Source organism: Planococcus sp. 11815 (genome assembly GCF_051096385.1).
GTDB classification, from domain to species: domain Bacteria; phylum Bacillota; class Bacilli; order Bacillales_A; family Planococcaceae; genus Planococcus; species Planococcus citreus.
This window is the reverse complement of sequence record NZ_CP096991.1, coordinates 1,261,331-1,287,952: the sequence shown is the minus strand read 5'-3', so window position 1 is coordinate 1,287,952 and position 26,622 is coordinate 1,261,331. Positions and strand designations below refer to the sequence as shown.

The 26,622-nt window shown below is 49.4% G+C and carries 26 protein-coding genes and 1 other annotated feature; of the genes, 3 read left to right on the top strand and 23 right to left on the bottom strand.

Annotated features, from left to right (window positions below; translation table 11 throughout):
* Positions 1–58: 58 nt before the first annotated feature.
* The 12 genes from M1Q06_RS06620 to M1Q06_RS06565 all read right to left on the bottom strand — a co-directional run bounded on the left by M1Q06_RS06620 (position 59) and on the right by M1Q06_RS06565 (position 11,452).
* Positions 59–1,144, bottom strand: a complete 1,086-nt coding sequence (locus tag M1Q06_RS06620) for a bifunctional 3-deoxy-7-phosphoheptulonate synthase/chorismate mutase (RefSeq protein ID WP_121301160.1) — start codon at positions 1,142–1,144, stop codon at positions 59–61.
* Positions 1,145–1,392: 248 nt separating this feature from the next.
* Positions 1,393–1,722, bottom strand: coding sequence for a bacillithiol system redox-active protein YtxJ (ytxJ, locus tag M1Q06_RS06615; RefSeq protein ID WP_058381123.1), 330 nt, complete (start codon positions 1,720–1,722; stop codon positions 1,393–1,395).
* Between the two features lie 17 nt (positions 1,723–1,739).
* A complete protein-coding gene (locus M1Q06_RS06610; RefSeq protein ID WP_434402348.1) occupies positions 1,740–2,513 on the bottom strand; it encodes a YtxH domain-containing protein in 774 nt (257 codons plus the stop codon).
* Between the two features lie 36 nt (positions 2,514–2,549).
* The gene (locus tag M1Q06_RS06605; RefSeq protein WP_058381125.1) at positions 2,550–3,044 is read right to left on the bottom strand and encodes a DUF948 domain-containing protein; all 495 of its coding nucleotides are present in this window, start codon (positions 3,042–3,044) and stop codon (positions 2,550–2,552) included.
* A gap of 187 nt (positions 3,045–3,231) precedes the next feature.
* On the bottom strand, positions 3,232–4,545 hold the full coding sequence (gene murC / locus M1Q06_RS06600) for a UDP-N-acetylmuramate--L-alanine ligase (protein WP_434402347.1): 1,314 nt from the start codon (positions 4,543–4,545) through the stop codon (positions 3,232–3,234).
* Between the two features lie 154 nt (positions 4,546–4,699).
* Positions 4,700–7,342 (bottom strand): DNA translocase FtsK, encoded by a 2,643-nt coding sequence (locus M1Q06_RS06595; protein ID WP_434402345.1) that lies wholly within the window; start codon positions 7,340–7,342, stop codon positions 4,700–4,702.
* Between the two features lie 2 nt (positions 7,343–7,344).
* A complete protein-coding gene (gene ytpR / locus M1Q06_RS06590) occupies positions 7,345–7,953 on the bottom strand; it encodes a YtpR family tRNA-binding protein (RefSeq protein WP_121301164.1) in 609 nt (202 codons plus the stop codon).
* Positions 7,950–8,765, bottom strand: coding sequence for a DUF1444 family protein (locus tag M1Q06_RS06585; protein ID WP_121301165.1), 816 nt, complete (start codon positions 8,763–8,765; stop codon positions 7,950–7,952). Before M1Q06_RS06585 ends, ytpR begins: the two co-directional genes overlap by 4 nt.
* 64 nt (positions 8,766–8,829) lie before the next feature.
* Entirely contained in the window at positions 8,830–9,147 is a 318-nt protein-coding gene (locus M1Q06_RS06580; protein WP_121301166.1) for a thioredoxin family protein, read from the bottom strand.
* Between the two features lie 5 nt (positions 9,148–9,152).
* On the bottom strand, positions 9,153–9,662 hold the full coding sequence (locus M1Q06_RS06575; protein ID WP_434402839.1) for a hypothetical protein: 510 nt from the start codon (positions 9,660–9,662) through the stop codon (positions 9,153–9,155).
* A 132-nt stretch (positions 9,663–9,794) separates the two neighbouring features.
* A complete protein-coding gene (locus M1Q06_RS06570; protein WP_068347023.1) occupies positions 9,795–10,304 on the bottom strand; it encodes a DUF84 family protein in 510 nt (169 codons plus the stop codon).
* 74 nt (positions 10,305–10,378) lie between these two features.
* A complete protein-coding gene (locus M1Q06_RS06565) occupies positions 10,379–11,452 on the bottom strand; it encodes a M42 family metallopeptidase (RefSeq protein WP_434402342.1) in 1,074 nt (357 codons plus the stop codon).
* A 176-nt stretch (positions 11,453–11,628) separates the two neighbouring features.
* Between M1Q06_RS06565 and M1Q06_RS06560 the strand changes: the two genes are divergently transcribed.
* Positions 11,629–11,943 carry a PepSY domain-containing protein gene (locus tag M1Q06_RS06560; RefSeq protein WP_058381133.1) on the top strand — a complete coding sequence of 105 codons (315 nt, stop codon included), beginning with the start codon at positions 11,629–11,631 and terminating at the stop codon, positions 11,941–11,943.
* A gap of 56 nt (positions 11,944–11,999) precedes the next feature.
* Here M1Q06_RS06560 and M1Q06_RS06555 read toward each other — a convergent pair whose 3' ends face one another.
* From M1Q06_RS06555 to pepV, 6 genes are all read right to left on the bottom strand, one after another.
* The gene (locus M1Q06_RS06555; RefSeq protein WP_121301169.1) at positions 12,000–12,857 is read right to left on the bottom strand and encodes a YtnP family quorum-quenching lactonase; all 858 of its coding nucleotides are present in this window, start codon (positions 12,855–12,857) and stop codon (positions 12,000–12,002) included.
* Between the two features lie 25 nt (positions 12,858–12,882).
* Entirely contained in the window at positions 12,883–13,530 is a 648-nt protein-coding gene (gene trmB / locus M1Q06_RS06550) for a tRNA (guanosine(46)-N7)-methyltransferase TrmB (protein ID WP_434402339.1), read from the bottom strand.
* A gap of 21 nt (positions 13,531–13,551) precedes the next feature.
* Complete coding sequence (locus M1Q06_RS06545) at positions 13,552–14,463, bottom strand: diacylglycerol/lipid kinase family protein (protein WP_434402337.1); 912 nt, start codon at positions 14,461–14,463, stop codon at positions 13,552–13,554.
* Positions 14,464–14,480: 17 nt separating this feature from the next.
* A complete protein-coding gene (gene thpR / locus M1Q06_RS06540) occupies positions 14,481–15,017 on the bottom strand; it encodes an RNA 2',3'-cyclic phosphodiesterase (protein ID WP_434402335.1) in 537 nt (178 codons plus the stop codon).
* 88 nt (positions 15,018–15,105) lie between these two features.
* Entirely contained in the window at positions 15,106–15,954 is an 849-nt protein-coding gene (gene dat / locus M1Q06_RS06535; RefSeq protein ID WP_434402333.1) for a D-amino-acid transaminase, read from the bottom strand.
* A gap of 22 nt (positions 15,955–15,976) precedes the next feature.
* On the bottom strand, positions 15,977–17,344 hold the full coding sequence (gene pepV / locus M1Q06_RS06530; RefSeq protein ID WP_434402331.1) for a dipeptidase PepV: 1,368 nt from the start codon (positions 17,342–17,344) through the stop codon (positions 15,977–15,979).
* Positions 17,345–17,647: 303 nt separating this feature from the next.
* Here pepV and M1Q06_RS06525 point away from each other — a divergent pair, with 303 nt between their 5' ends.
* On the top strand, positions 17,648–17,869 hold the full coding sequence (locus M1Q06_RS06525; RefSeq protein WP_121301176.1) for a DeoR family transcriptional regulator: 222 nt from the start codon (positions 17,648–17,650) through the stop codon (positions 17,867–17,869).
* Positions 17,870–17,898: 29 nt separating this feature from the next.
* Here the strand turns inward: M1Q06_RS06525 and M1Q06_RS06520 are convergent, their stop codons facing one another.
* Both M1Q06_RS06520 and M1Q06_RS06515 read right to left on the bottom strand, forming a co-directional pair.
* Entirely contained in the window at positions 17,899–18,612 is a 714-nt protein-coding gene (locus M1Q06_RS06520; RefSeq protein ID WP_434402329.1) for a pseudouridine synthase, read from the bottom strand.
* Between the two features lie 11 nt (positions 18,613–18,623).
* Positions 18,624–20,228, bottom strand: coding sequence for a putative polysaccharide biosynthesis protein (locus M1Q06_RS06515; RefSeq protein ID WP_434402327.1), 1,605 nt, complete (start codon positions 20,226–20,228; stop codon positions 18,624–18,626).
* Between the two features lie 131 nt (positions 20,229–20,359).
* Here M1Q06_RS06515 and M1Q06_RS06510 point away from each other — a divergent pair, with 131 nt between their 5' ends.
* Positions 20,360–21,646 (top strand): NAD(P)/FAD-dependent oxidoreductase, encoded by a 1,287-nt coding sequence (locus M1Q06_RS06510; RefSeq protein WP_434402838.1) that lies wholly within the window; start codon positions 20,360–20,362, stop codon positions 21,644–21,646.
* Positions 21,647–22,395: 749 nt separating this feature from the next.
* On the opposite strand, the gene leuS is transcribed toward M1Q06_RS06510, so the two are convergent.
* The 3 genes from leuS to M1Q06_RS06495 all read right to left on the bottom strand — a co-directional run bounded on the left by leuS (position 22,396) and on the right by M1Q06_RS06495 (position 26,494).
* Complete coding sequence (gene leuS, locus M1Q06_RS06505) at positions 22,396–24,807, bottom strand: leucine--tRNA ligase (protein WP_434402325.1); 2,412 nt, start codon at positions 24,805–24,807, stop codon at positions 22,396–22,398.
* Between the two features lie 88 nt (positions 24,808–24,895).
* Positions 24,896–25,091, bottom strand: a binding site (T-box leader).
* Positions 25,092–25,135: 44 nt separating this feature from the next.
* On the bottom strand, positions 25,136–25,789 hold the full coding sequence (locus M1Q06_RS06500) for a 3-oxoacid CoA-transferase subunit B (RefSeq protein WP_434402323.1): 654 nt from the start codon (positions 25,787–25,789) through the stop codon (positions 25,136–25,138).
* Between the two features lie 18 nt (positions 25,790–25,807).
* Positions 25,808–26,494 carry a CoA transferase subunit A gene (locus tag M1Q06_RS06495; RefSeq protein WP_434402321.1) on the bottom strand — a complete coding sequence of 229 codons (687 nt, stop codon included), beginning with the start codon at positions 26,492–26,494 and terminating at the stop codon, positions 25,808–25,810.
* Positions 26,495–26,622 lie beyond the last annotated feature (128 nt).

The following is a 26,622-nucleotide window of genomic DNA, read 5'->3' as shown; positions in this document are numbered from 1 at the left end:
CTTTCCCCGCTGCCTGCCTTTTAAAACACAAAAAAGCCGGAACGAGTCCGGCTTTTGCTCATACTTTCAATTCGTACTGCTTCATGAATTTCATCAATGAATCGTAGTATTCATCGAATTGCGGCAAACTCATTTGCTGCTGTGCGTCAGAAAGTGCGACTGCAGGATCTGGGTGGACCTCTGCCATCACGCCGTCAGCTCCGATAGCGATTGCCGCTTTAGCTGCAGGCAATAGCAAATCGCGGCGGCCAGTAGAATGTGTAACATCCACGAAGACCGGCAAATGCGTTTCTTGTTTCAAGATCGGCACCGCGGAAATATCCAGCGTGTTGCGCGTCGCTTTTTCGTATGTGCGGATGCCCCGCTCGCAAAGGATGATCTGGTCATTCCCGTTAGCGATAATGTATTCAGCTGCCTTGATGAACTCATCGACCGTTGCAGACATGCCGCGCTTCAAGAGCACCGGTTTGTTGATCTGCCCAACAGCTTTCAATAGTTCGAAGTTTTGCATATTGCGTGCGCCGACCTGAACGACATCCAGGTAATCCAATGCTTCTTCCAGATGATGCGGTGTCACGATTTCTGTCACAACGCCAAGCTTATATTGATCAGCTGCTTTTTTCAGCATCTTCAAGCCTTCTAACCCTAGTCCTTGGAAATCATATGGCGATGTACGCGGCTTGTAAGCCCCGCCTCGGATCAGTTTCAAGCCTTTGTCGCTGATAGCTTGTGCTACTTGGTCAACTTGCTCTTGCGACTCAACAGCACATGGGCCGAAGATAAACGATGGTGTGCCTTCGCCGATGTTCTCGCCGTTGACGGAAACGATTGTGTCTTCCGCTTTTTTCTTGCGGGAAACGAGAAGTGCTTTGCGGCTGTCCTCTTCTTGCATATCGAGTGCCGATTTGAAGATTTCCTTGAAAATATGATCGACCGTCTTTTGATCGAGTGGACCATTGTTATTGTCTTTCAATAGATTAAGCATATGACGCTCGCGTAATGGATCGTACTTAGTAGCGCCTTGCTTTTCCTTGATTTTCCCGATCTCTTGGATCACGGAAGCTCTCTCGTTGATAAGAGAAAGAATTTGCAGGTTTACTGCATCCACTTGTTCTCTAAGCTGTTCCAATTCTGTCTGACTCATTCTCCACTTCCCCTTTCAAGAGTGACCCTATAATAGGTGTCATATTAACACGATATGACCATTATAAGCAAACTATTCAGCAAAGTCACGAAATATGTTTAGCGATTCAACGCGCTAAAGCGTTTTCATGAGGAATTTTGAAGGTAGAATGTACACATGGCGGGGCGCACAGCCGTTTCAGGAAATATTTTTTCCATAGAAAAACGGATGGAATAAATCCATCCGCTCTTCCTATTATTGCATTTGGGCTAGGCGATGAATGCTTCCATCGCTTTGCTTTTGATTTTATTATGGCTCGCATGCCAGTCAACTTGCTCGCTGGCAAAATGGAAGAGTTGAGGCGATTCATGGCGAACCCCTGTGATTTCCTCGATAGACGTCGAAAGTTCTTTGTCTTCCTGGACGACGAGATAAAGGAATAATTGATGGGGATGCAATGATGCATACTCTGAATATTCTTTCCATGCGCCTGCTGAGACCGGGCAAGTGCTGCTATGTTTCAACAGCCAATAATGCTGTTCATTGCCGACCGCTTGCTTAAGCTCATCCAAGTTTCTCACATGTACGAAGTTTTCCATTTCAACCGCTCCCAAAATTAATTCTTTTTGTTCTGATTGCTTTGTGGATTTGAAGATCCTTTTGCAGATGAAGACCCTTGTGAAGATGCAGAGCCTTTAGCGCTTGAGGAAGATTTTGCATCAGCCGATCCTTGAAGGCTTGCAGAGGCATTTGTGCCCGCTGACGTCTTCGAGTCGTTATGGCTTGATTTGTTTTCTTCCTTCACTTCTTCAACCGCTTCTTTCAAAGCATTGGCTGTAGATGTGAATGCATCGTTTCCGGCTTTGTCGCCGTTATCGACTTTGTTTTGTACTGTCTCGAGCAATTCAACACTTTCTTCGCCTTCAGATGAAGCAGTGCCGTCATCCATCGGTGAATTGTTGCCTTTCATGTTCTTCACTTTATCGACCACTTTTGTCGACTGTTCTTTCAATTGCTGCGTGAAGCCAGGGCCATTATTTGAATCGCTTGAGTCCTTCGACTGCTGCGCTTTTTCTTTGATAGTAGTCGCTTGCGTCTTCAAGTCAGCTTGCAATTCTTTGCCTGCTTTAGGCGCGAAGAACAATGCTGCCGCCGCTCCGACAAGACCGCCGACAATCATGCCTGTCAGGAAGCCGGATCCGCCGTTCGATTCTTCGTAATCGTATAGATCGTCATAGCGGCTTGATGAACCGTAGGATTGCGGTACATATTGGCTTTGTTCATATTGCCCGCCTTGGTCGCTGTATTTGCCGCCTTGCGTATAGTACTCGCCATTGTACTGGGATTCATTATAATTAGGTTTCGAATAAGTATTTTTATTTTTTCCCATTGTCCATTCCTCCATTATGTTGGTGATTAGATGGTATTAATACTGGTCGCTGCTGCCTGGCAATTTCTTCTGGCCAGGAACCGGCGTGTATTGCTCTGTGCTGCGTGTTTGGTATACTTTGCGCTCTTTCCATTTATCAGCAATGCCCATTGCAACATTGCTCCACTGGACCACTTGAGCAATTTTATCTTCGTTCTGCTCAACTTGCACGCCGACGCGTGAAGTGATGTGGCGTACTGTAGAGTTCAGGTCTGTTACAGAGTTTCCGACGCCTTTGACCGCATCGACGACACCGTTCAATTTCTCTGATTTGACCGTGATGTCTTCAGCGAGTTCGTTCGTCTTATGCAATAGGTTTGTTGTCTCCAACGTAACCCCCTGCAATTGATTCTCCAGCCCTGAAACAGTGCCGGAAACCTCTTTTAATGTGTTCTTGAGTGAGTTCAAAGTCATCGCCAGCGCTACGCATAGAATTAAAAATCCAACAGCGGCGACAATCGCGGCAATGTAAAGCAAAATTGACCAATCCATTCTGTTTCCTCCTTCGGTTTAGTTAAATTTCGTATACCTGTTTTCTACCCTGCCCTATACGGGTTTAAACACGCCTCTAATATTATTCGGCAAAAGCTTTTAAATGCCTCCCTGCTTAACCAAACATTTTTGTATTTGCGACGCCTTTTTTGTCTCCATAAGAAAAAAGCCTAACCATATGTAATGGTTAGGCTTTTTTCGGCATTGCTAAAACTTCTTCATATGCTTGCTGGAATTTCGTTACATCTCCAGCTCCCATGAAAAGATATACTGCATTATTATGGACGGCCAGTTTTTCGACATCTTCCAATTGCAGCAGCTGGCTGCCTTCGATTTTTTCCTGAAGGTCCCGGATCGTCAAAGTGCCGGCTTCTTCTCTAGCAGAACCGAAGATATCGCATAAATAGACATGATCTGCTTCCTGCAGGCAATCAGCAAATTCCTGGAGGAAGGTTTGCGTACGGCTGAATGTATGCGGTTGGAAAATCGCGATCAGTTCGCGCTCAGGATACTTCTGGCTCGCCGATTGCAAAGTGGCGCGGATTTCCGTCGGATGGTGGGCATAATCATCGATCAAAACGCGATCATCGATGACTGTCTCCGTGAAGCGGCGTTTAACGCCTTCATAGCTCACGAATTGGCGCTGGATGATATCAGCAGGGATGCTTTCATACTGGCATAGCGAAATGACAGCGAGTGCGTTCAGCACAGCGTGGTCGCCGTACATCGGAATGGTGAACGTATGGAAGAATTCATTGCGGATGACCACATCGAATGTCGTGCCTTCCGTTGTTTTGACGATATTACGTGCCTGAAAATCATTTTCCTCGCCAAAACCGTAATAGACAACCGGCACCGGCGCTTGAATCTGCTGCAAGTATTCGTCGTCCCCACAAGCGATGATGCATTTCTTCACTTGCTGCGCCATTTCCTGAAACGCCTTGAAAACATCGTCAATGCTGCCGAAATAATCGGGATGGTCGAAATCGATATTGGTCATGATTGCATAATCCGGGTGATACGCCAAGAAATGGCGGCGGTATTCGCATGCTTCCGCTACGAAGAAATGTGAATCTTCCTGGCCAGATCCTGTCCCATCACCGATCAAGTACGAGACCGGCTTATAACCGTTCAGCACATGCGCCATAAGCCCGGTCGTCGAAGTTTTCCCGTGGGCGCCGGTGATGGCGACCGATACGTATTGCTTCATCAAATCGCCGAGGAATTGATGGTACCGGATGATGGTTGCGCCGCTTTCACGGGCTTTGACCAGCTCTGGATGTTCGTCGTTAAATGCATTTCCGGCAACAATTGTCATATCCTGAGAAATGTTTTCGGGATCGAAAGGCAAAATCGTGATGTCTCTCTCCCGCAGCCGCTCTTCCGTGAAGAAATGCTGCGCGATATCAGAGCCTTGCACCGACTCGCCCATATCATGCATGATTTGGGCCAGAGCGCTCATGCCAGAGCCTTTAATGCCCGTAAAATGTAATACTGTCATAAATGAACCTCCTGTGGGAGTGGAAAATTAGTCTAATCAAACCGCCTGTGCGGAATCAATAGCTGGGTGGTTTTTCACAATGCTCCGATTATATCACAAAGTATGGAGGCACTGAAATAATCAATAATTCCTGTAATTCTGGCGGCTTCTAGGTTCAACGGAACACTTCTTCGATATCGCTTTCCGTAATTAGCACCGTTCTCGCTTTGCTGCCATTCTGTTCGGAGATGAAACCATATTCTTCAATCAAGTCCATCAAACGGGCGGCCCGGTTATAGCCGATATGGAATTTCCGCTGCAAAAGCGAAGTCGATGCGCTTCCTTGCGACATGATGAAACGGCAGGCTTCCTCGAATAAATCATCCTGTTCGGCAGGTGACTGGCTGCGCTGGATCAATTCCTCTTCTTTGAAGATATAATCAGGCTCGCCTTGTGCACGCACATGGGCGATGACTTTTTCGATTTCATCATCTGTTACAAAAGTTCCCTGCAAGCGGTTCGGAGCGGCCATGCCATTCCCCAAATACAGCATGTCCCCTCGCCCAAGCAAACGCTCTGCTCCTTGGGTATCCAAAATCGTCCGGCTGTCCACTTGCGACGAGACAGAAAAAGCGATGCGCGTCGGAATATTGGATTTGATCAAGCCTGTAATGACGTCTACAGACGGGCGTTGGGTGGCGATCACCAAATGGATTCCGCAGGCGCGCGCTTTTTGAGCAATGCGGCAAATGGAATCTTCCACATCAGAAGGTGACATCATCATCAAATCGGCCAATTCATCAATGACGATCAAGATATACGGCAGATGCTGTGCCGGCTGCCCTTTGTCATTGACCATTTTATTGTAACGATCTAAATCGCGGACACCAGTATGGGCGAAAAGCTGATAACGGCGTTCCATTTCCTCCACGGCCCATTTCAAAGAAGCGGTCGCTGCCTTAACATCTGTAATGACGGGGCTGACCAAATGCGGAATATGATTATAAGGAGCCAGTTCCACCATTTTCGGGTCAATCAACAGCATTTTCAAATCGCGAGGCGAAGATTGGTACAGCAGGCTCACGAGCAGCGAGTTGATGCATACGCTTTTCCCGGACCCTGTAGCGCCCGCGATCAGGCCGTGTGGCATCTTACGCAAATCAAGCGTGACCGGATTCCCGGCCAAGTCGAGGCCGAGCGCTGCTTCAAGCGGTGAATCCGAAGCCTTGAAATTCGGGCTTCCGATAACTTCCGACAAACGCACTGCGCGGCTTTGGCGGTTCGGAATCTCGATGCCAATCGAGCTTTTTCCGGGAATCGGCGCTTGAATGCGGATATCACGGGCTGCAAGCGCCAATTTCAAATCATCGGCCAAGTTGCGGATTTTGCTCACTTTGATTCCTTGCGCCACACGCAGCTCAAAACGGGTGACGGCCGGCCCTTGCACCGTTCCGACAATCTCTGCCTTGATCTGGAAATGAGACAAAGCTTCGATAAGGCGCTCGCCTTGTTCTTGCATCCACGTTTCATCTTTCAAGTCATTTTCAGGCTCTAGCAGGTACTCATGGCCAGGCAATTGATACCCGGTATAGCTTTTTTCATCATCATTTACAGGTTCAGCTGCGGTTTTCTCTATTAATGCCGTTTTTTTTTCCGCTGTCGGTGCTTGCTGTTGTTTCGGCAAACGATCTTTATCCGATTTCAACATCAACACATTGAATGGCACTGTTCGTTCTTTTTTGCCTTTTTCCTGTGCTTTCGCTTGCGGCAATACCGGTTTCGGCTCCGGGCTATGTATAGGTTTTTCACGCTCGGGTTCCGGCTGTGACGTTTGTGCCGTTTCTGCATGTGTTTCCGATTCCATTACAGGCGGTTCAACAATTGCTGTTGGGCCGCCTTTGCCTGTATCTTCCTCGGAGACTCCGCCATTCTCTTCAGCGTTGCCAGCATCCGCCACCTCGTTCGATGGCTGTTCTTGCTCGGCTGTGCGGTAAACCTTCACTTCCGCTTGTTCAGGTTCTTGTTCAAGCGTTTTTTCAGGTTCTTGTTCCACTTTTTGGTTTTTCGGCAATAAATCCTGAAGGCTGCGGTCTGCCCATTCATAATAGGGTTCAGGCTTTTTTTCAGGTTGTTGGTCTTCTCCCATTTCTGCTTTTTCATGTGTTTTTTCACTGATAGGTTCAGTTTCTGGAGCTTGCTCATTATGCTCTACAGGCTTATATACCGTTGTTTCCAAATTAGAACCTGGTTTTTTTGACTGCGGCAACCGGTCGTCACTTTTTTTGTACAATTCTTGCAGGCTGCGCTGCGACCAATCATTTTTGCGTTCAAGCTCTGCTTTCTTTTTCGCTTCCTGTTCCAATAATTCATCGATTGGCGTCGGACGGTCTGTAAATCCATGCACAGGGGAAGCTACACGCGTCGGCTGGAAGCGCCGCGTCGTGTTACCTGGAAGATCAAGGCCCTGCGGTTCAGCTGTTTTGGGCACATGGGGGCGTTTTTTCTTATTGCGCCCTGCATTTGGTTTCGGCAATTTCCCGCTCGGTTCCAAAGCATCGAGTTCATAAGTCTTTTCTTCCGTTGCTTTTAAAGGAACATCAACACGCGGCTTTTCTTCACGCCGTTCGGGTTTGCGGTTTTCTACAGGCAAGCCTTTTGCTTCTTCGTCGGAAATGAGCGGAAACCGGAATGGCGCCGGCTTGCTTTCCTGCGGTTTCGGCTCAACGTGCTGTGTTTCTTCACTGCGCACGAACGGCTTTTCTTCTGTTTCCGTGTCTTCTGAGAACATTTTATTCCACATGTTTTTCATCCAGCTCATCGTTACACCTTCATTTCAAATGGAGATCCTGTTTGCGCATCTTCCGGCAATACCAAAATTCCTTTTTCCGCCGGTGCATCCGGCAAGTCCAATTCTTTCGCAGAGCAAATCATGCCGCTAGAAGCGACGCCGCGCAATTCTGCATCGCGGATGACCATACCGGAAGGCATAACCGCCCCGACTTTGGCGACGACCACTTTTTGGCCAGCCTCCACATTAGGCGCGCCGCAAACGATCTGCAAGGTTTCTTCGCCGACCGCCACTTGGCACACATTCAATTTATCCGCATTCGGGTGCTTGTCTTTCGACGCTACATAGCCGACAACGAATTTCGGTGTCAAATCAACTTCCAGCGTATGGGAGACGCCGTTTTTCTCCAATGCATTTTGAAGCGCTGTCACGAGTGCTTCCGTCACTTCCACAGGCTGCCCTTCCGGCAAATCTGCGTAATCGCTTGCCTGGAACAGGTTGAAACCGGCGATTTCCTGTTGGTCATTTTTGATCAAGGTTACATCCCCAAATTGTTCTGTGTGGATTTTATCCGGTTTTTCCAATGTCAATTGAACGAGCAGCACGTCGCCCACGCCTTGTTTGTTATAGAATGCATTCATTTTTTATCGTTCTCCTTCTCGGGTCTGTTTTTCGCTAAGATGAATATCGGTTCAAGCGCCTCGTTTTCATAGACGAACGACAAGGACGTAATCGGCACTTTGCCGTTCGTGAAGAAATGCATTGCCATCTGGGCAAGCACATCGTATCCGGTCTCGTTGCGGATATCCCCGATGATCAAGACGTCTTGATGGGGAACTGAGACTGTCATATCCCCTTGTACTTTCTTTTTCATATCTTTCAAAAATGTTTCATTCAAGATGCGCGTGGCATCATAACCATCATTTTCGTTCAGGAAATAGAAGACATTTCCTGCCACATGGTCTTCTTTGACAGCCGTTTTCAATTTTTTCACTTGGAATTTAGCGATTTCCTGCACTTGATCGGCTGTCAGCGCTAGGTTTTCCAACACTTTTTCATCAATTAACCGGTAAGTCTTCCCGGCATCGAGAGCGTAATAAATACGTGTTTCTGCCGTGTGGGGCGATGTCAGGAAACGATGGCCTTCACGCGATTCTTCCGGAAACGAAGTCGAGCGGATGACCGGGTAAATATGCTGCTCGCCCGGCAATTCCCCTTCCGACTCGCGTTCCATCGCCTGGAAAGTTTGGGAAATCGTGTAGGCGATTTCTTCAATTGCTGAATCGCCTTTTGTTTCGAAACGGTTGATCACTTGCGGCAAGGAAATGGTCATGCCTTTCCCCAGCTTTTTATGCCTAACATTTGCGATATCTTTTTGGCGGTCCAATGTCCAGCTCAACTGGTCATTTGCAACCCGCTCTTTCAGTATAGTAAATAACTCGGCGGATTTCATTCCTAATTTCCTCCTTTTCACAAACAAACGGTTCATCCTGCACACAGGAGAACCGTTTGCCCTTTTATTTCGACAGGTTGGAGATAAACGATTCAATTTCCTCCTGCGTCTTGCGGTCGCGGCTGACAAAGCGCCCTTGCTCGTCGCCTTCACGGAATCCAAGGAAACTCGGGATTCCATAGATATCTTTTTCGATGCATAGGTCGATGAATTCGTCCCGGTCGACCGAGATAAAAGTATAGTCGCTGAATTTTTCTTCAATGTCAGGCATGATCGGATCGATCACCCGGCAATCCGGGCACCATCCGGCCGTAAACATGAAAATGACGTTCTCTGAGTTTGCCAGTTGCGTAAACTGCTGGACTGACTGCAATTTTTCCATATCGTTCACTCCTCTTGTGCCGCTTCGATGGAACGGGCAGTTTTCATCATCCATTCCATATGGTTTCGAAGCGCGGCTTGTTCTGTAATCGTTGAAAGTTTCGCGCCTCCGGAACTGACCACCAATTCATAGCGGTCTTCTGCAATCGTCCGGACCGTGACGAAACCGAACCGGCCATGCTGGCTGAATTTCTCATCAGCAAGCCACGTTTCTTCCGGATTCGCTTTTTGCAAATCGTAGAAGAACGTGCTGTCCGGTGCTTCGTTTGGGTTGAGGAACAACGCAAACGCTTGGCTGCCGCGGGTGATCAATACATTATGATCATCTGAAGGCTGTTCCACTTCATAGCCCCCGGGAACATACAGCTCCGTTTCGCCGGCGGTTTCGTTCGGTTCCGGCGCCTCCTCTTCAAATGCCGCCCTGGCGCTTGATACGCCTTCCACCAGCTCGTCCTCTGGACTGACACAGCCAGCGAGGATCAGGACTGACGAAAACAACATCATTTGTAAACCCATTCGAAGCACAGCATTTCCCCCTCTTTTTCTCCATCAGCTGCCCGTTTCCTGACTCATGCAGAAAAACGGGCTTGGTTGAATAAGCTTTTCTTTTCTAGCTACATTTTAAAGATGTTTAAGGGCACATGCAACTTAATCGCTGTTTGCCTGCCATTGCCCGAACAATAAGACGATGATTTGTGAAAACATCTCGACCCGGTTCAGCTTGCCGGCAGTCAAAATGCCGATCGCTCCTTTATGATGGCGGATTCCCGTTTCTTGTGCATAGCGGTCCATGACAGGGCCGAGTTCTTCGCCAGCTCGCAAAAGCACGGCAATTTCCGCAGGCAATGGCACTTGCGCACCGCCTGCAACATATACAGCACCACTAGACGTCACGAGGGCTCCCCAGTTGCACAAATACAATGTCCCGTCGAGTTCAAAAACACCGCCCTCCAATCCGATTGCTGCGTCACAATCCCCAAGCACATGATGGGCGCGATTGATCGCTCCGGCTTTGGTTTCTTCAATGGAAAATGGCTGTGCTGAAACACCTGATTGTGCTTCTTGTTGATTGATTTCTGCCTGAATGCCCAACTTCTCAAGAGCTGATGCGACTGCCCCGGTTTTAGCCGGATTGGTCGATGCCACACATAATTTCATTTCTCTCTCTCCTTTGCATCGCGGTAAATTTTTATTCACAACTAGATAAAAAGCGGCCCGGGGGCCGCTTTTCGTCAGACGTTTTGTTTGATTGTGTCAATCGTCGACTGGTCTGTAGCTTTCACCAATTTCACGAGCAGCTCTTTGGCCGCTGCGTAATCGTCGGTGTGGATGACCGAGGCGGAAGTATGGATATAGCGCGAGCAGATGCCGATGACGGAACTCGGAATGCCTTCGTTGGCGATGTGGACTTTTCCAGCATCTGTTCCGCCTTGCGAAACGAAATACTGATAGGGGATGTTATGTGTTTCAGCAGTATCGAGAATGAATTCACGCATGCCGCGATGCGTGACCATCGTGCGGTCGAGGATGCGCAATAGCGCCCCTTTCCCTAACTGGCCGAATTCGTTCTTGTCCCCTGTCGCATCGTTTGCCGGGCTTGCGTCCAGCGCATAAAAGATATCCGGCTGGATCAAATTGGCTGCCGTCTGCGCACCGCGAAGGCCGACTTCTTCCATGACCGTCGCGCCGGAGAACAATTGGTTCGGCAAGGACTCGCCTTGCAATTCTTTGAGCAACTCAATCGATAAGCCGCAGCCATAGCGGTTGTCCCACGCTTTTGCCATGATTTTCTTGTCATTGGCCATCGGCGTGAACGGGCTGAATGGGACGATTTGCTGTCCAGGGCGAACGCCCATCGACAATGCATCATCCTTATCATCTGCGCCAATATCGATCAGCATGTTCTTGATGTCCATCGGCTTTTGGCGCGTTGCCTCATCCAGTAGATGCGGCGGGATCGATCCAACGACGCCCGGAACGATGCGGTCTCCTGCAACTACGTCTACACGCATGGCGAGCATGACTTGATTCCACCAGCCGCCGAGCGGTTGAAAGCGCAGCATGCCATTATCGGTGATTTGCGTTACCATGAAGCCGACTTCGTCCATATGGCCGGCTACCATGACGCGCGGCCCGTCTTGTGCGCCATTTTTGACGCCGAATATGCTGCCGAGATTATCCGAGATAATGTCGTCCGAATATTTTTCAAGCTCGCTGCGCATGAACTTGCGCACGGCATGTTCATTGCCTGGTGCTCCCGGAAGCTCGGTTAAGGTTTTAAACATCGCTCTTGTATCCTGGTTCATATGAATTCCCCCTTGATAAGATATGTATGTGCATCCTTTATCAGTTTAGAGCTTTTTCCTTGTGAATGCCAGTTCAGGTAGTTCGATTGACGAAATATTTTGAGTGCTTGCAGTTCGTTGCGTGCATTTTTCCGCTTTATGGTACAATTTAGCCAGAATGCAAAGGAGGGGTTTTCATGAAAAATCGTGATTTGCTCATTGGATTTGCTGCCGGTGCAGCCGCAGCTTATATCGCAAAGGAAGTTTACGAAAACAAACAGACGCTCTACCCGGCCGACGATGTGTTGAAGAAGGTCAAACAGTCTTTCAAAGAGGAAGGCCCGATCGACGGTTCGTGGATCTTTATGAAAACCGAACCTTACAACCAGCATGCAGTCAAAACCGAAGTGTATAAAGGCGGCATCACGCGGCATCGCGACGATGAACTCGAGCAATATGAGTTTCTGGCCGATGCTTACACCGGAGCTGTGCTGGAAGTCACCAAATCATAGAAGACCTACGTTAAAACGCCCTGCGGATATATGCCGCAGGGCGTTTTGCCTTCTTTTTATTCAAACACTTTTTCTTTGCGTTCGAGCGCGTCGACCACTTCTTTTCCGTCCTCGTTCCATTTGATGAGGCGGTAAAAAGCATCGTGGTAGAAGCTGAAATAGAAATTGCCCGGCAGCGCTTCTTTCATCAATTTGTCTTTTGCATAGATCGAATCCATCGGGTAATCGTCGAATGCCAATACCCACAGCGGGTTTTGATGGGCATGGGTTGGCATGATATCGCCCATATGGAGAATCGTCTCTCCGTTCTGTTCGAACTTGATGACGCTATGGCCGTTTGAATGTCCGCCGGTGTGAATCATGGTGATCGCATCGAATACGGTCACTTTGTCGGTAAAGGTTTCGACCTGTCCGGTGATTGGCTCCCAATTTTCTTTCCAATACGTATTGCGTGAGCGGATGTTCGGGTTTTGCATTTCTTCCCATTCTACAGCCGATACGTAAATTTTTGCGTTCGGGAACGCAGACACGTATCCCTCGCCCTGCTTTTTCGTCAGGCCGGCCGCGTGATCACCGTGAAGATGCGTCATCAACACCGTGTCAATATCTTCTGCAGACAAGCCGAGCTCTTCTAGCTCCTCTTCCACACGCGATTCCGAGGAAACGCCCAGATTGCGCTTTTGGCGATCGGTCAATTTGCCATTGCCGAGTCCGCTGTCAACAAGGATATTATGGCCATCGAACTGGACCAAAATCGGATGCGTCGGCAATTCGATCTGGTTCTGCCCATTTGCAGGATAACGTTTCGACCACACCACTTTCGGGACCACGCCGAACATCGTGCCTCCGTCGAGCCAAGTCACCCCACCATCAAGCCAAGTTAACAACATATCGTGAAATTGAAATTTCTGCATACAAACTCCCCCTTATGAGTTGATGTTACGCTTGGAATTTCGCCTCCAGCCGGTAGATCGGCTGCCCTTTTTTCAAAAACTTCTCTTCATATTCCGTCATGATGTTCCATTCCGGCTCGTTGGCGTGAAGATCCAGCGATACATCCTTCAATAACATACCATATTCGGAAATGCTCGTGAGCGAATATTCAAAAAGTCCGCGGTTATCGGTCTTGAAATGAATTTCGCCTTCTTCAGGCAACACACGCTCATACAATTTCAGGAAACTCTCATGAGTTAAACGTCGTTTCGCGTGTCGCGTCTTCGGCCAAGGATCCGAAAAGTTCAAGTAGACGCGATCGATCTCGTTTGCTTCGAAGAACGTTTCAAGCTCTTGTGCATTCACTTGCAAGAGGCGCAAGTTCGGGATGCCGCCTTCTGGCTCTAACGCCCCTTGAAGCGCCGTCACGATCACGCTTTCAAATAATTCAATTCCAATGTAATTGATGTCCGGATTGGCTTGAGCCATGCCTGTAATGAAGCGGCCTTTCCCGCTTCCTGCCTCGATGTGGATCGGGCGATCATTGCCAAACTCTTCGTGCCATTTGCCTTTCAACGCTTCCGGATTGGGAATGACGATTTCCGGATGGGCTTCGATCAACTCTGCCGCCCATGGTTTATATCTTGCTCTCATGTATAGACATCCTCTTTCTGGTTATAATTTTGCTTGTTGCCATTGTGTGGCTGAAACACAAAACTCGAGTGGTTCTTGCGCATCCGCCATTCCTGCATCGTCCCCGTCCACATGACTCGGCACTGGGCGATCCACGGCGAGCGAAAAATGCTTGCCGCTGAACTGCACGACTTCCGGAAATTTCGTATGGCTTCCGCTAAATACCGTACCAAAAACGGCCAGTAGTTTCAATCTCGGCAGGCGGTGGACGATCGTCAGTTCGAGCAGGCCATCGTGAACAGACGAATTAGGTGAAATCTTCATACCCCCGCCAAAATACGCTTGATTGCTGACAGTAGCAAGCCACACATCCTCATAATGATAAACCGTTCCAGACGATTCGACAGTGAGACGGAATTTCTTAAACGCAAATAAGGTCGTGACGACAAAAACCAAATACGCCAATTTGCCGAGCCCGAACTTATTGAGCCATAGCTTCGTCCGCGAACGATTGACAGCATGCGCGACGGCAGCATCAAAGCCGATGCCCGAACTGCTGGCAAATAGCTGCTCCGGTTGAACGCCTACTTGCCCGATATCGGTCAGCAATCCTCTAGGGTTTGCCAAAAAACGGCTGATTTCCTGCGTGGTGGAAAAACAACTGAAGCTGCGCGCGAAATCATTGCCTGAGCCGGCGGGTACCGAAGCGATGAATAAAAGCTCAGTCCCCGCCGATGCTGCAGCAATTTCACGCATCGTCCCGTCTCCGCCGAAGCCGATCACCAAGGTCTTCCGTGCCCTTGCTTTCAATTGTTCAACTATTTGAAATGCATGCCCTGGAGAACGGGTGATGAATTGCTCGAAAGGAAAATCGATCGTTTCGGAAAACTTGCGCCATTTCCTAAATGCCGCCCCGTTGCCGGCTGTTGGGTTAATGATAAAGACAATTTCCATATTATTTTCCCTGGCGCTTAAGCGCCGCCTTTCAATGGATAAGTTTGAATTTCTTTGTATCGCGGAGTTTCCCGCGGATGAATCTCGAATAGAGAGAACGAATCGACCGCAAATTCCAGCTCTTCCAGCTGCCAGTTTTCCGGCAAGCTTCCGCCTTTCCAGCGGCTGGCAAGCGTAATATGCGGCACAAACGGTTTCGGGTCAGTAACAAGCTCCAATGGCTCCAACTGTTGCTGCACAGTGTGTTGAAGTTCCATCAATTCAGGGCTGTCAGCCAGTGCGGCATAAACGATGCGCGGCGTTTCGGGATTGCCGAACGTCTTCACGCCGGCGAGTTGCAAACAAAATGGCGCTTGATCGATTTGCCCGAGCCGTTCGGCAATCTCTTCCAATTCACCGAAACGGTCTTCGCCGATAAACACCAAGGTAATATGCATATCACCCGGTGGTGTCAGGCGCTTATGCGTGGACAAATTCCAGGAATCTCTCGCTTGCCCGATTTTTTCTGCTGTTTGCCCGGGAATCCGGATTCCAATAAAATAATGCGTGCTCATCGTCATCACCTCTATTCATTATAACTGACGGGAACAAAAAAAGGACCAGCTCTTCACTGGTCCTGGGATTGCATAATAAGTGCAGGAATCAGGAAATAACGCCCAATTTAATCCGCGCTTCGAAAGCCTTTTGAAGTTTGCGCGTCAATTCGCCAGGCGAGCCATCCGCAATTTTCTGTCCGGAAATCTCAATGACCGGCATGACTTCGGAAGTTGTCGAAGACATGAAGAATTCATCCATCTCAAGCGCCTGCTGCTTCGTGAACGCCGTTTCTATCACGTCGATGCCCAGCTCGTCGCATAGCTCGAAGATGACGCGTCTTGTGATGCCGTTCAAGATCAAGTTGGTCGCTGGGTGTGTGTAAAGAACTCCGTCTTTGATGCCGTACATATTCGATGATGAACCTTCCGTCACCGTATCGCCGCGGTGAAGGATCGCTTCGAAATAACCTTCTTCATAAGCCTGCTGTTTCGCCATCACATTGCCGAGCAAGTTCAAGCTCTTGATGTCGCAGCGCAACCAGCGCACGTCTTCGACCATTAGCGCTTTCACGCCGTTTTCCAGGAATTCCACAGGGCGCTCGACCGATTTCGTGTACCCGACCACAACCGGTTCAGCATTTTCGGGAAATTGATGATTTCGCGGAGCCGCTCCCCGTGTAATCTGGACATACACTTGGCCATTGTCGATCTGATTCAATTCAACCAAGTCGTGGAGCATCTTATGGAACACGTCTTTCGTGTAAGGAACCGTAATGCGGATTTTCTCTGCACTGGCATAGAAACGTTCGATGTGTTCCGTTGCCGTGAACAAATCCCCTTCATACACGCGGATGACTTCGTAAATTCCGTCGCCGAACTGATACCCGCGGTCTTCTTTTGAAATCTCCAAATCCTGTTCTTTTACAATCTCGCCGTTAGACAAAATCCATTCCATTGCCATTCCTTCTTTCCTGTAATTATTTGCAAGCCAATTGATAAATGGCTTCTGCATATATCGCTGTTGCTTTTACCAAATTGTCGATATCGACGAATTCATCGGCTTGATGCGCGACATCGGGTTCTCCCGGAAACAACATCCCGAAAGCGACGCCTTTATCGAGCACGCGTGCATAAGTCCCGCCACCGATCGCCAATAAGTCTGCCGGTTCGCCAGTCTGCTTCTCGTAAGCCTGTTGCAATGTTTGAATAAAAGGATCCGCTGCATCCACGTGATGCGGCTTGGAATTGGATACTATATCCACTTCAACGCCGTCTATTTGATGGCCAGCCATCAAATCATCGAATGGGCAGCTGACCGAATAGCGCATGCTGACGCGCACATCGGCACGCTCTCCTGCTTTATAGCGCATGATTCCGGCATTGAATGTCGTGTCGCCGGACGCGTCATCCGAATACGAGAGACCGAGCTTTTGCCCTCTGGAATCACCGCTGAAATAATCGGCGATAAAGCGGACGAATTCTCCACCGTTTCCTGTAACTTTATCTTGCAAAAATTTCGCAAGCAAAATGCCGGCATTGACGCCTGCGTCGGGTTCCATGGCATGGGCCGATTTGCCGTATACGGTCAACACAATCCCGTCAGCATTCGGCGTACAGTCCCCTGACACCTTTTCCGTTTCGCAAAACTCCCGGAAAGCTGCATCCATCTCGCCACTTGCCAGTGTTAGCTTTGCCACCGCACGGTCAGGCACCATATTGGTCCGTTCCCCTGAAGTAAATTCTAGCAATTCGCCGGTTTTTGCAGCACCAAGCGTGTACTTGATGTCCGCGATGCCCTTCTCTGCATTGATGATCGGAAAATCCGCATCCGGCGCAAATCCGATATCCGGCATTTCTTCTGTCTGGAAATAACGCTCCACGCAGCGGAAGCCGCTTTCCTCATCAGTGCCGATGATCAACCTGACTCTGCGCTTGAACTCGAATCCTGAATCCTTGACCATTTTCAGCGCCATCCATGCAGCGATTGTCGGGCCTTTATCATCGATGGCTCCGCGCCCGAATAATTTCCCGTCGGCGATCTCGCCGCCGAACGGCTCTTTTGTCCACCCGTCTCCGGCTGGAACGACATCGACGTGGCCGAGAATTCCGAGAAGTTCCGGCCCTTCACCTGTCTCCAAATGCCCTGCAACATTGTCGATATTTTTCGCCTTAAACCCTGCACGCTCTCCTTTTTCCAAAAACCAATCCAGCGCTTGCCGAACTTCTTTTCCATAAGGAGCGTCAGGAATTCCGTCTTCGCTTAATACGCTCGGAATTGCGATCAACTCTTGCAATTCACTGAGCAATTCTTCTTTACGCCGCTCTGCTTCCTGCTGCCAATCCATGCCTCACACTCCTTTTTGTTATGGCTATTGTACACCTTTTTCAAATAATTTAAAGAACAGCCGGTTATTTTCGGGCACTTTTTTCTATTTCATTCATATTAAGTTCCAGTAAAGAAAACCCGAAATCATGGAATTCGAGAAGTTTTTCCGCTATAATCAAATTGTCAGATAAGTCAAATTGACGGATTTTCTAAAAAAAGGAGCTGTCTACCGCTATTATTCCTTAATCGCTGTATACACCACACTCACGCGTCCGCTAGTCTTTGCCATTGGTACTAAAGATGAAGGAGTGGTTCTTAACTTATGAAACCCACAACTGACCGCATGCTCATTCGAATCAAAGACATGTACAAGTACATTCTCGAGAACGGGACTGTGACCACACAGGATCTGGTCGATGAATTCGGCATCACTCCTCGCACCATTCAAAGGGATTTGAATGTGTTGGCCTTTAACGAACTGATAGAAAGCCCAGTTCGGGGCAAATGGACAACGACGGAGAAAAAAGTCAAAATGACGTCTTGAAAACAAAGAAAATGACCGCAAAATTGCGGTCATTTTCTTTGTTTTAATTTAGTTAATTCATCTTCCGTCAATTCGCGGTATTCCCCTAAAGCAAGCGTTTCATCCAGCGGGAGCGGGCCCATCGCCAAACGCTTCAAAAATACCACTTGCTTGTTCACGCTTTCGAACATGCGCTTGACCTGGTGGAATTTGCCTTCCGTAATGGTCAATTCGATTTCGGATTCTTCCCCGCTGCGTAAAATGTTCAGCTGTGCAGGCTTTGTCTCGTAACCATCATCAAGCACGACGCCTAGTTTGAACGCTTCTATATCTTCATCCGTTACGGGGCTGTTGATTCTCGCATAATAGGTTTTATCGACATGCTTTTTCGGCGACAATAGCTCGTGTGCCAATTTGCCGTCGTTGGTGATCAGCAGCAGCCCTTCCGTATCTTTATCGAGGCGCCCGACCGGAAACGGTTCGAAGCGCTGCTCGTATTCTGTCAGCAAATCGATGACGGTTTCATCAAAGCGGTCTTCTGTCGCTGAAATGACGCCTTGCGGTTTGTTCATCATCAAGTAGATAAACTCCCGGTAGACGACCGGTTCACCAGCGACCGAGATTTCATCTGTTTTCTCATCGACATGAAACTTCGGATCGCGTACCGTTTCGCCGTTCACTTCCACCGCTTTCGATTTCAGTAAGATTTTCACTTCTTTTCTTGAGCCGAATCCTGAATTCGACAACAATTTATCGATTCTCATATCTTTTCCTCCTAGAAGCCGAAGCGTCTTGTAATGCGCGTAATTCTCGCGCCGAGCAGCTTCTGGGCAAGCCCTGTCTTCAAGCTGAGGTATCCGTAGACAATAGCGCCCACTCCACCGATCAGGATGATGCGGATCATCGACAAGAATTTATTATCCATGCCGATAATATAATCGAGGCCGTTCATTGCAAAATACACAGCGAACGCCATGACGGCATTCAAGATGAGAATGAGCAAAATGCGGCGGAAGACCATTTTCGAGCGGTAATTCATCGTCTTCGAAATGACGATCATGTTCATCGTAATCGCGACCACGTAGCCGATGATCGTTGCAGCAATCGCACCGTCCGTCTCGAACCACATGATCAGCGGCGTATTTAGCAATGCCTTCAGCCCGAGGCCGATCAGCAAGTTGATGATGATCCATTTTTGTTTATTGATGCCCTGCAAGATCGATGCTGTCACCGGGAATGCGGCAAACAAGATCGCGACCGGCAAATAATGCGCCAAAATCTCAGAACCGATATCACTGACTTTGTAGAACACGTGATACAGCTCATCCGACAGCATCGTCATGCCGATGACTGCAGGCAAGGTCAAGAACAAGATCAACTGGAACGACTGATCCAATGTTTTGGTTACTTGCAAGTGTTCGTTGCGCGTGAAATGCTTCGTGATGAGCGGGATGAGCGCCATCGAGAAGCCTGTCGCGAGCATGACCGGGATCATGACCAGTTTATGGGCAGTCAAATTCAAGATCCCGAGAAGGTCCGTCTCCATAATATTATTGCCGGCTGCCATTGCCCGGTTGAAGGTCATCAAATCGACGAACTGGAACAAGGGATTGGCGATGCCGAGGAAAATGACCGGCACAGCGTACAACAGGATTTCGCGGTACATATCACGCAACCGCACGTCGTAGGATTCAACGGATGTTGCAAGCAAGTGATTGTATTCCGGCTTCTTTTTGCGCCAGAAATAATACAAAGTGACAAGTCCGCCAAGCGCCCCGACTGCAGCCGACAAAACGGCGAACTGGATAGCGGTCTTCGGCGTGCCATCAAAGAGATAAATGACAGCGAACGCGCCGCCAAGCAGGAAGATTATGCGGACAATCTGTTCGATCAATTGCGACACGGCGGTCGGCATCATATAGTTATAGCCTTGGAAAAAGCCGCGCCATAGGCTCATGAACGGCACGACGATCAATGCGAAGCTGACCCAACGGATGGCGTCCGCGATATCGTTTACCGAATAGATGCGCTCGTCTTCCGAAATGGTGACGCGCGCAAGCGGTTCAGCCAGCAGATAAAGCGCCAAAAACGACACAATGCCCGTGACCATCATCGTCAGCAAGCCTGAGCGCAATAATCGCCTCCCGGTTTCGTAATCCCCGAGTGAATTGTATTTAGCCGTGAACTTGGAAAACGCGATCGGCGCACCGGATATCGCCAGTGCAAGCATCAAGTTGTACGGTATGTATGCATACTGGTAAAGTCCGATATTATCTGCTCCCACCATGCTGTAGAACGGGATGATATAGATGACGCCGAGCACTTTCGACAGAAATAAACCTAAAGTTAAAATGGCGGTACCTTTAATTAATGAGGACATTTTGCACTCCCTGACTTTGTTCAAAATAAAAAGCAATCTACACGATAGTTTACACCTATAGACAAAATTACTCAACGTGTTTTGCCTCATCGTGTATACTGAAAAGAAAAACGAAAGTGAGTTTTTATTATATGTATGACATCATCATCATCGGCGGAGGCCCTTCCGGCTTGATGGCTTCCATCGCCGCCGCTTCGAACGGCAAGCGTGTGCTGCTCGTCGAAAAAGGCAAAAAGCTCGGCAAGAAATTGATCATCTCCGGCGGCGGCCGCTGTAATGTGACCAACCGCCTGCCGTTGGAAGAAATCGTCCGCCACATTCCCGGGAATGGCCGTTTCATGTACAGCCCGTTTTCAGTCTTCAATAATGAAGACATCATCGAGTTTTTCGAAAACCTCGGCGTGGCGTTAAAAGAAGAAGACCACGGCCGCATGTTCCCTGTGTCAAACCGCGCACAAGACGTGGCGGATGCGATGTTTGGCGAGATGGATCGGCTCGGCGTCGAGCGAAAACTCGATTCCCCCGTCAAAAGCTTATTGATGAACGACGATAAAGTGACCGGCATCCGCCTGCACTCTGGCGAAGAGTTCGAATCGCACGCAGTCGTCGTGGCAGTCGGCGGAAAAGCGGTGCCGCAAACCGGATCGACCGGAGACGGCTACCCGTGGGCAGAAAAAGCGGGACACACGGTCACCGACCTCTATCCGACGGAAGTTCCTTTGTTGTCGAATGAACCGTTCATCAAATCACGCGACCTGCAAGGGCTTGCCCTGCGCGATGTCGCTGTCACGGTGCTCAACAAGAAAAACAAAGCGCTCGTCACGCACCAGATGGACATGCTGTTCACCCATTTCGGGCTGAGCGGGCCTGCCATCCTGCGCTGCAGCCAGTACGTCGTCAAGGAAATGAAGAAAAATGGCGGCCAAGCGGTCACCGTCCGCATCAATTCCATGCCGAATGACAACGCGGAATCGGCTTTCCAGCTGCTTCATAAATTGATGAAAGACGAACCGAAAAAAGCGTTGAAAAATGTCTGGAAAGGTTTGGCCCAGGAACGCTGGCTATTGTTCCTGTTGGACCGTGCAGGCATCGACCCGCAATTGACAGGCGCAGAATTGCCATCGGATAAAGTCCGTACACTCGCTGCTGAAATGACTGCATTTACGATGACTGTTTCCGGCACGCAGCCAATTGAGAAAGCATTTGTTACAGGCGGCGGCGTGTCGATCAAGGAAATCGAGCCGAAGACGATGCATTCGAAGAAAAAGCCTGGCTTGTTCTTCTGCGGCGAGATCCTCGACATCCACGGCTACACCGGCGGCTATAATATCACGTCCGCCCTTGTCACCGGACACGTCGCAGGAAAAAACGCAGCCGAGTTCGCTGCTTCTTATCAAACCGAAAGCCCCATTACTTAAGCAATGGGCTTTTTTCTTTGGAATGAAATTGAAAGGGCAAATGAGAACTCACTTCTTAAAGTAGACAGAATCAAAGATAGCGGGAGTTTTCTTGTAAAGATGTTACTGAACATTGAAGTAAGTTTCTTCTTTGTATTCGCCACCTTGCTTTGGATTGGCCTCTTGCAGGAAGCCAGGAAGACCACCTGTCTTCCTGGCTTCCCCTTGGCGCTCGGCGGCTGAGCGATTTCGTTGTGTGAAGACTGTTTAAGCAGATCTACTTCTTTAGGTAGTTGCCGGCTAGTGGGGAAATCGCTTCCCAAGAAGCGGTCGAACAGCATGTTGTTGCATTTAGTGAGGGGTAACCAGCGACATGTTTTTCAGCATGAAACAAGTTGCAAAATATGATGCATTTCTACAAGGCTCATTAATTAAAGTCGAAAAAAGATCTCCCGCTCTAAAACTAGAGACGGAGTGGAAGGAGGCTGACGCCTGTGAGACCGCGCGGGCTGGCGAGACAAACGTGTCGCGCACTTTGCGACACGTTGGCTCAACACCCGCCCCACGGCAAGCAGCCCCCTGAAACGCAGTCGAATTGCGGAAGTTATTCTATTCACTTCATTTATCTTTCTGTCGCATCAACTGCATGACTCGCATCCTGCGAGCCCCAAGCAGCCATTGGAGTGCCGTCGAATAACAGAAACTATTTAATTCTCTAATTTAGTATCACAAAAAGCCGCCAGAGAAATTTCCCTGGCGGCTTTCATTATTTATCCTACAACGATATTAACCAATTTCCCTGGAATGGCGATGACTTTTCGTACTTGCTTGCCTTCTGCCGCCTTTTGGACGTGCTCGTCGGCGAGTGCCGCTTCTTCCAGTTGTTCTTTCGTGCTGTCTTTTGCGACAGTCAGCTTGCTTCTCACTTTGCCGTTCACTTGGACGACGATTTCAACTTCATCATCGACCAGTTTCGACTCATCATACGTCGGCCATGCTTCATACGTTACCGTCTCGCTATGGCCAAGTTTATTCCAAAGCTCTTCGGCCAAATGCGGCGCGATCGGCGACAGCATCTTCACGAAGCCTTCGATGTATTCTTTCGGCAAGCTGTCTGCTTTATACGCTTCATTGATGAATACCATCATTTGCGAAATAGCCGTATTGAAGCGAAGGCCGTCGAAGTCTTCGGTCACTTTCTTGACGGTCTGGTTGTAGACTTTCTCCAATTTGCCGTCATTTTGCTCGCTGACTTTGCTGGAAATCGCTCCGTCTTCAACCAATAAACGCCATACGCGGTCAAGGAAGCGGCGTGATCCGTCGAGCCCGTTCGTCGACCAGGCGATGGACGCTTCGAGCGGCCCCATGAACATTTCGTACATGCGCAGCGTATCCGCCCCGTGGCTTTCGATGATCTGGTCCGGGTTGACAACATTGCCCTTGGATTTCGACATTTTCTCATTGCCTTCGCCGAGGATCATTCCTTGGTTGAACAATTTCTGGAATGGTTCTTTTGTCGGCACGACGCCAAGATCGTACAGCACTTTATGCCAGAAACGCGCATACAATAAGTGAAGGACGGCGTGTTCCGCACCGCCGATGTAGACGTCAACCGGGAGCCAGCGTTTCAACAGTTCCGGATCTGCGATTGCTTCGTCGTTCGTCGGGTCGATAAAGCGCAGATAATACCAGCAGCTGCCGGCCCATTGCGGCATCGTGTTCGTTTCGCGGCGGCCTTTCATGCCGGTTTCAGGATGCGTGACATTGACCCATTCCTCGATATTGGCAAGCGGTGATTCGCCTGTACCGCTCGGCTTGATATCCGTGGTGACCGGAAGTTCGAGCGGCAGGTCTTTATCATCGACCGGAGACATCGTGCCGTCTTCCCAGTGGATGATCGGAATCGGCTCTCCCCAATAGCGTTGGCGGCTGAACAGCCAGTCGCGCAAGCGGTAAGTGATTTTCTTCTCGCCGACGCCTTGTTGCTCGAGCCAGTCGATCGCTTTTCCAATCGCTTCGGTTTTGTTCAAGCCGTCAAGGAAACCGGAATTGACGAGTTCGCCGTCGCCAGCATAGGCTTCTTCATCGATGTTGCCGCCTGAGACCACTTCGACAATCGGCAAGTCGAATTGTTTTGCGAACTCATAATCGCGTTCATCATGTGCCGGCACGGCCATGATCGCGCCGGTCCCGTATGTCGCGAGGACATAGTCGGCGATCCAGATCGGCATTTTCTCGCCGCTTGCCGGATTGACCGCATAAGCTCCAGTGAAGACGCCCGTTTTATCTTTTGCTAGATCGGTACGTTCCAAATCGCTTTTTGTTTTCACTTTATCGATATATTCAGCTACTGCTTCACTTTGTTCGGATGTCGTGATTTCCCCGACCAATTTATGCTCCGGGGCAAGCACTGCGTAAGTCGCGCCGAAAATCGTATCCGGGCGCGTCGTGAAGGCGCGGAAGGAAAGCCCTGTGCCATCGATCTTGAATTCAAGCTCCGCCCCTTCGGATTTGCCGATCCAGTTGCGCTGCATGTCCTTCAAGCTTTCCGGCCAGTCGAGTTCGTTCAAATCTTCCAGCAAACGGTCTGCGTATTCAGTGATCCGCAGCACCCATTGGCGCATCGGGCGGCGTTCGACCGGATGGCCCCCGCGCTCAGAAACCCCGTCGACCACTTCTTCATTGGCCAAGACGGTGCCGAGTGCCGGGCACCAGTTGACGGCCACTTCATCGACATACGCCAAGCCTTTATTGTAAAGCTGGATGAAAATCCACTGCGTCCATTTATAATAGTTCGGGTCGGTCGTGTTGATTTCACGGTCCCAATCATAGGAGAAGCCCAGTTCCTGGATTTGGCGCTTGAAGGTCTTGATATTTTTCGCCGTGAATTCCGCCGGGTCGTTTCCGGTATCGAGCGCGTATTGTTCTGCCGGCAATCCGAAGGCATCCCAGCCCATCGGATGCAGCACATCGTAGCCTTGCATGCGTTTTTGGCGGCTTAAGATATCGGTCGCCGTGTAGCCTTCCGGATGCCCGACGTGAAGCCCGGCGCCTGACGGATACGGGAACATATCAAGTGCATAGAATTTTTCCTTGCCCGGCGTGTTCTCCGTTTTGAAGGTTTTGTTTTCTTGCCAATGTTGCTGCCATTTCTTTTCGATTTCCTTGTGGTTAAAAGACATTTCCAATTTTCCTCCTCTAAATACAAGCGGATGTCCGCAAGCGTAGCAAGTTTTCAGCAAAATAAAAAATCCCGCCCCTTAAATTAAACTAAGGGACGGGATTCTTCCCGCGGTACCACCCAAATTAGCGCTCAGGCGCCCAACTTGATTCCTTAACGCGGAAAACGGCGCAATCGTTGCGCAGACTCCAAGGCGAGTTCAGACATCCTGCATGCCGGCTCGCACCATCCGCCGGCTCTCTTTAATGCATGAAATGTCCTACTGCTCCTCTTCACGGCCATTTGCTATTGATTTCATTTTAGCTGAGCGCTTGTTTTAATGCAATAGCTCAGTGTACTTTGACGCTATCGGTGTTCAAGTCGGCATCTGTTGCAGCGACAACGTCGTCGACCGAGAAGCCTTCGAACACTTCTTTCAAAACAAGTCCGGAATCCGCAACTTCAATCACTGCGCGTTCCGTGATGATCATATTGACGACCGCTTTTCCTGTAAGCGGCAATTCGCACGCTTTTTTGATTTTCGCTGAACCGTCTTTTGAGACATGGTCCATGATGACGATGACTTTCTTCGCTCCGTGCACGAGGTCCATCGCACCGCCCATGCCTTTGATCATTTTTCCTGGAATCATCCAGTTGGCCAAGTCGCCGTTTTCTGCGACTTCCATGCCGCCAAGAATCGCGACGTCGATATGCCCGCCGCGAATCATTGCGAAAGACTCAGCACTGGTGAAGAAAGCTGAACCCGGGATCGTCGTGACGGTTTCTTTACCGGCGTTGATCAAATCGGGATCGACTTGGTCTTCTGTCGGATACGGACCGATGCCGAGCAATCCGTTTTCGGACTGCAAGACGACTTGTTTATTATCGGAAATGAAGTTCGCGACCAAAGTCGGCATGCCGATGCCCAGGTTGACGTAATCTCCGTCGTTGATTTCTTTTTCCGCTCGTTTTGCGATTCGTTCTCTGATAGCCTGTTTGTCCACTTCTGTCCCCACCCTTTCTTAACGCGTCGTCAAACGCTCGATTCGTTTTTCTTGGTCTGCTTGCAGCAAGCCTTGTACGTAAATGCTCGGCGTTTGCACGTGGTTCGGGTCGATATCGCCGATTTCCACTACATGCTCGACTTCCGCAATCGTCACTTTCCCGGCAGCTGCCGCTAGCGGGTTGAAGTTCTGTGCAGTCTTGTTGTAGACGAGATTGCCCATTTTATCTGCAGTATGTGCACGGACCAGTGAGAAATCAGCTTTCAACGCCATTTCAAGCACGTGTTTCTTGCCATCGAATTCGCGGATTTCCTTGCCTTCAGCGACGGTCGTGCCGACGCCTGCCGGTGTGAAGAATGCTGGAATCCCGGCTCCGCCTGCGCGCATTTTTTCAGCGAGCGTGCCTTGAGGCGTGAGTTCCACTTCGATTTCGCCGGACAACACTTGGCGTTCGAATTCTTTGTTTTCGCCGACGTACGAGCCGATCATTTTCTTGATTTGCTTGTTTTTCAGCAATAAGCCAAGGCCCCATTCGTCGACCCCACAGTTATTGGAAATTATTGTTAAATCTTTTACCCCTTTATCGACAAGCGCCAGGATCAGCTGTTCTGGAATACCGACCAGCCCGAATCCTCCAACCATGATGGTGGCTCCGTCTTGTATCGGTTCGACTGCCTCTTTGGCAGAATTGTAAATCGGTTTCATCGCGCGTTTCCCCCTCTGCAACATTAACTGAATTTTGATTCAATAAAACGCTTCCATTAACAATTTAACCAAAACTCCATGGGAAACGCAACAAGGACAATGGGAGTACGATTTTTGTCGGCTTTTCG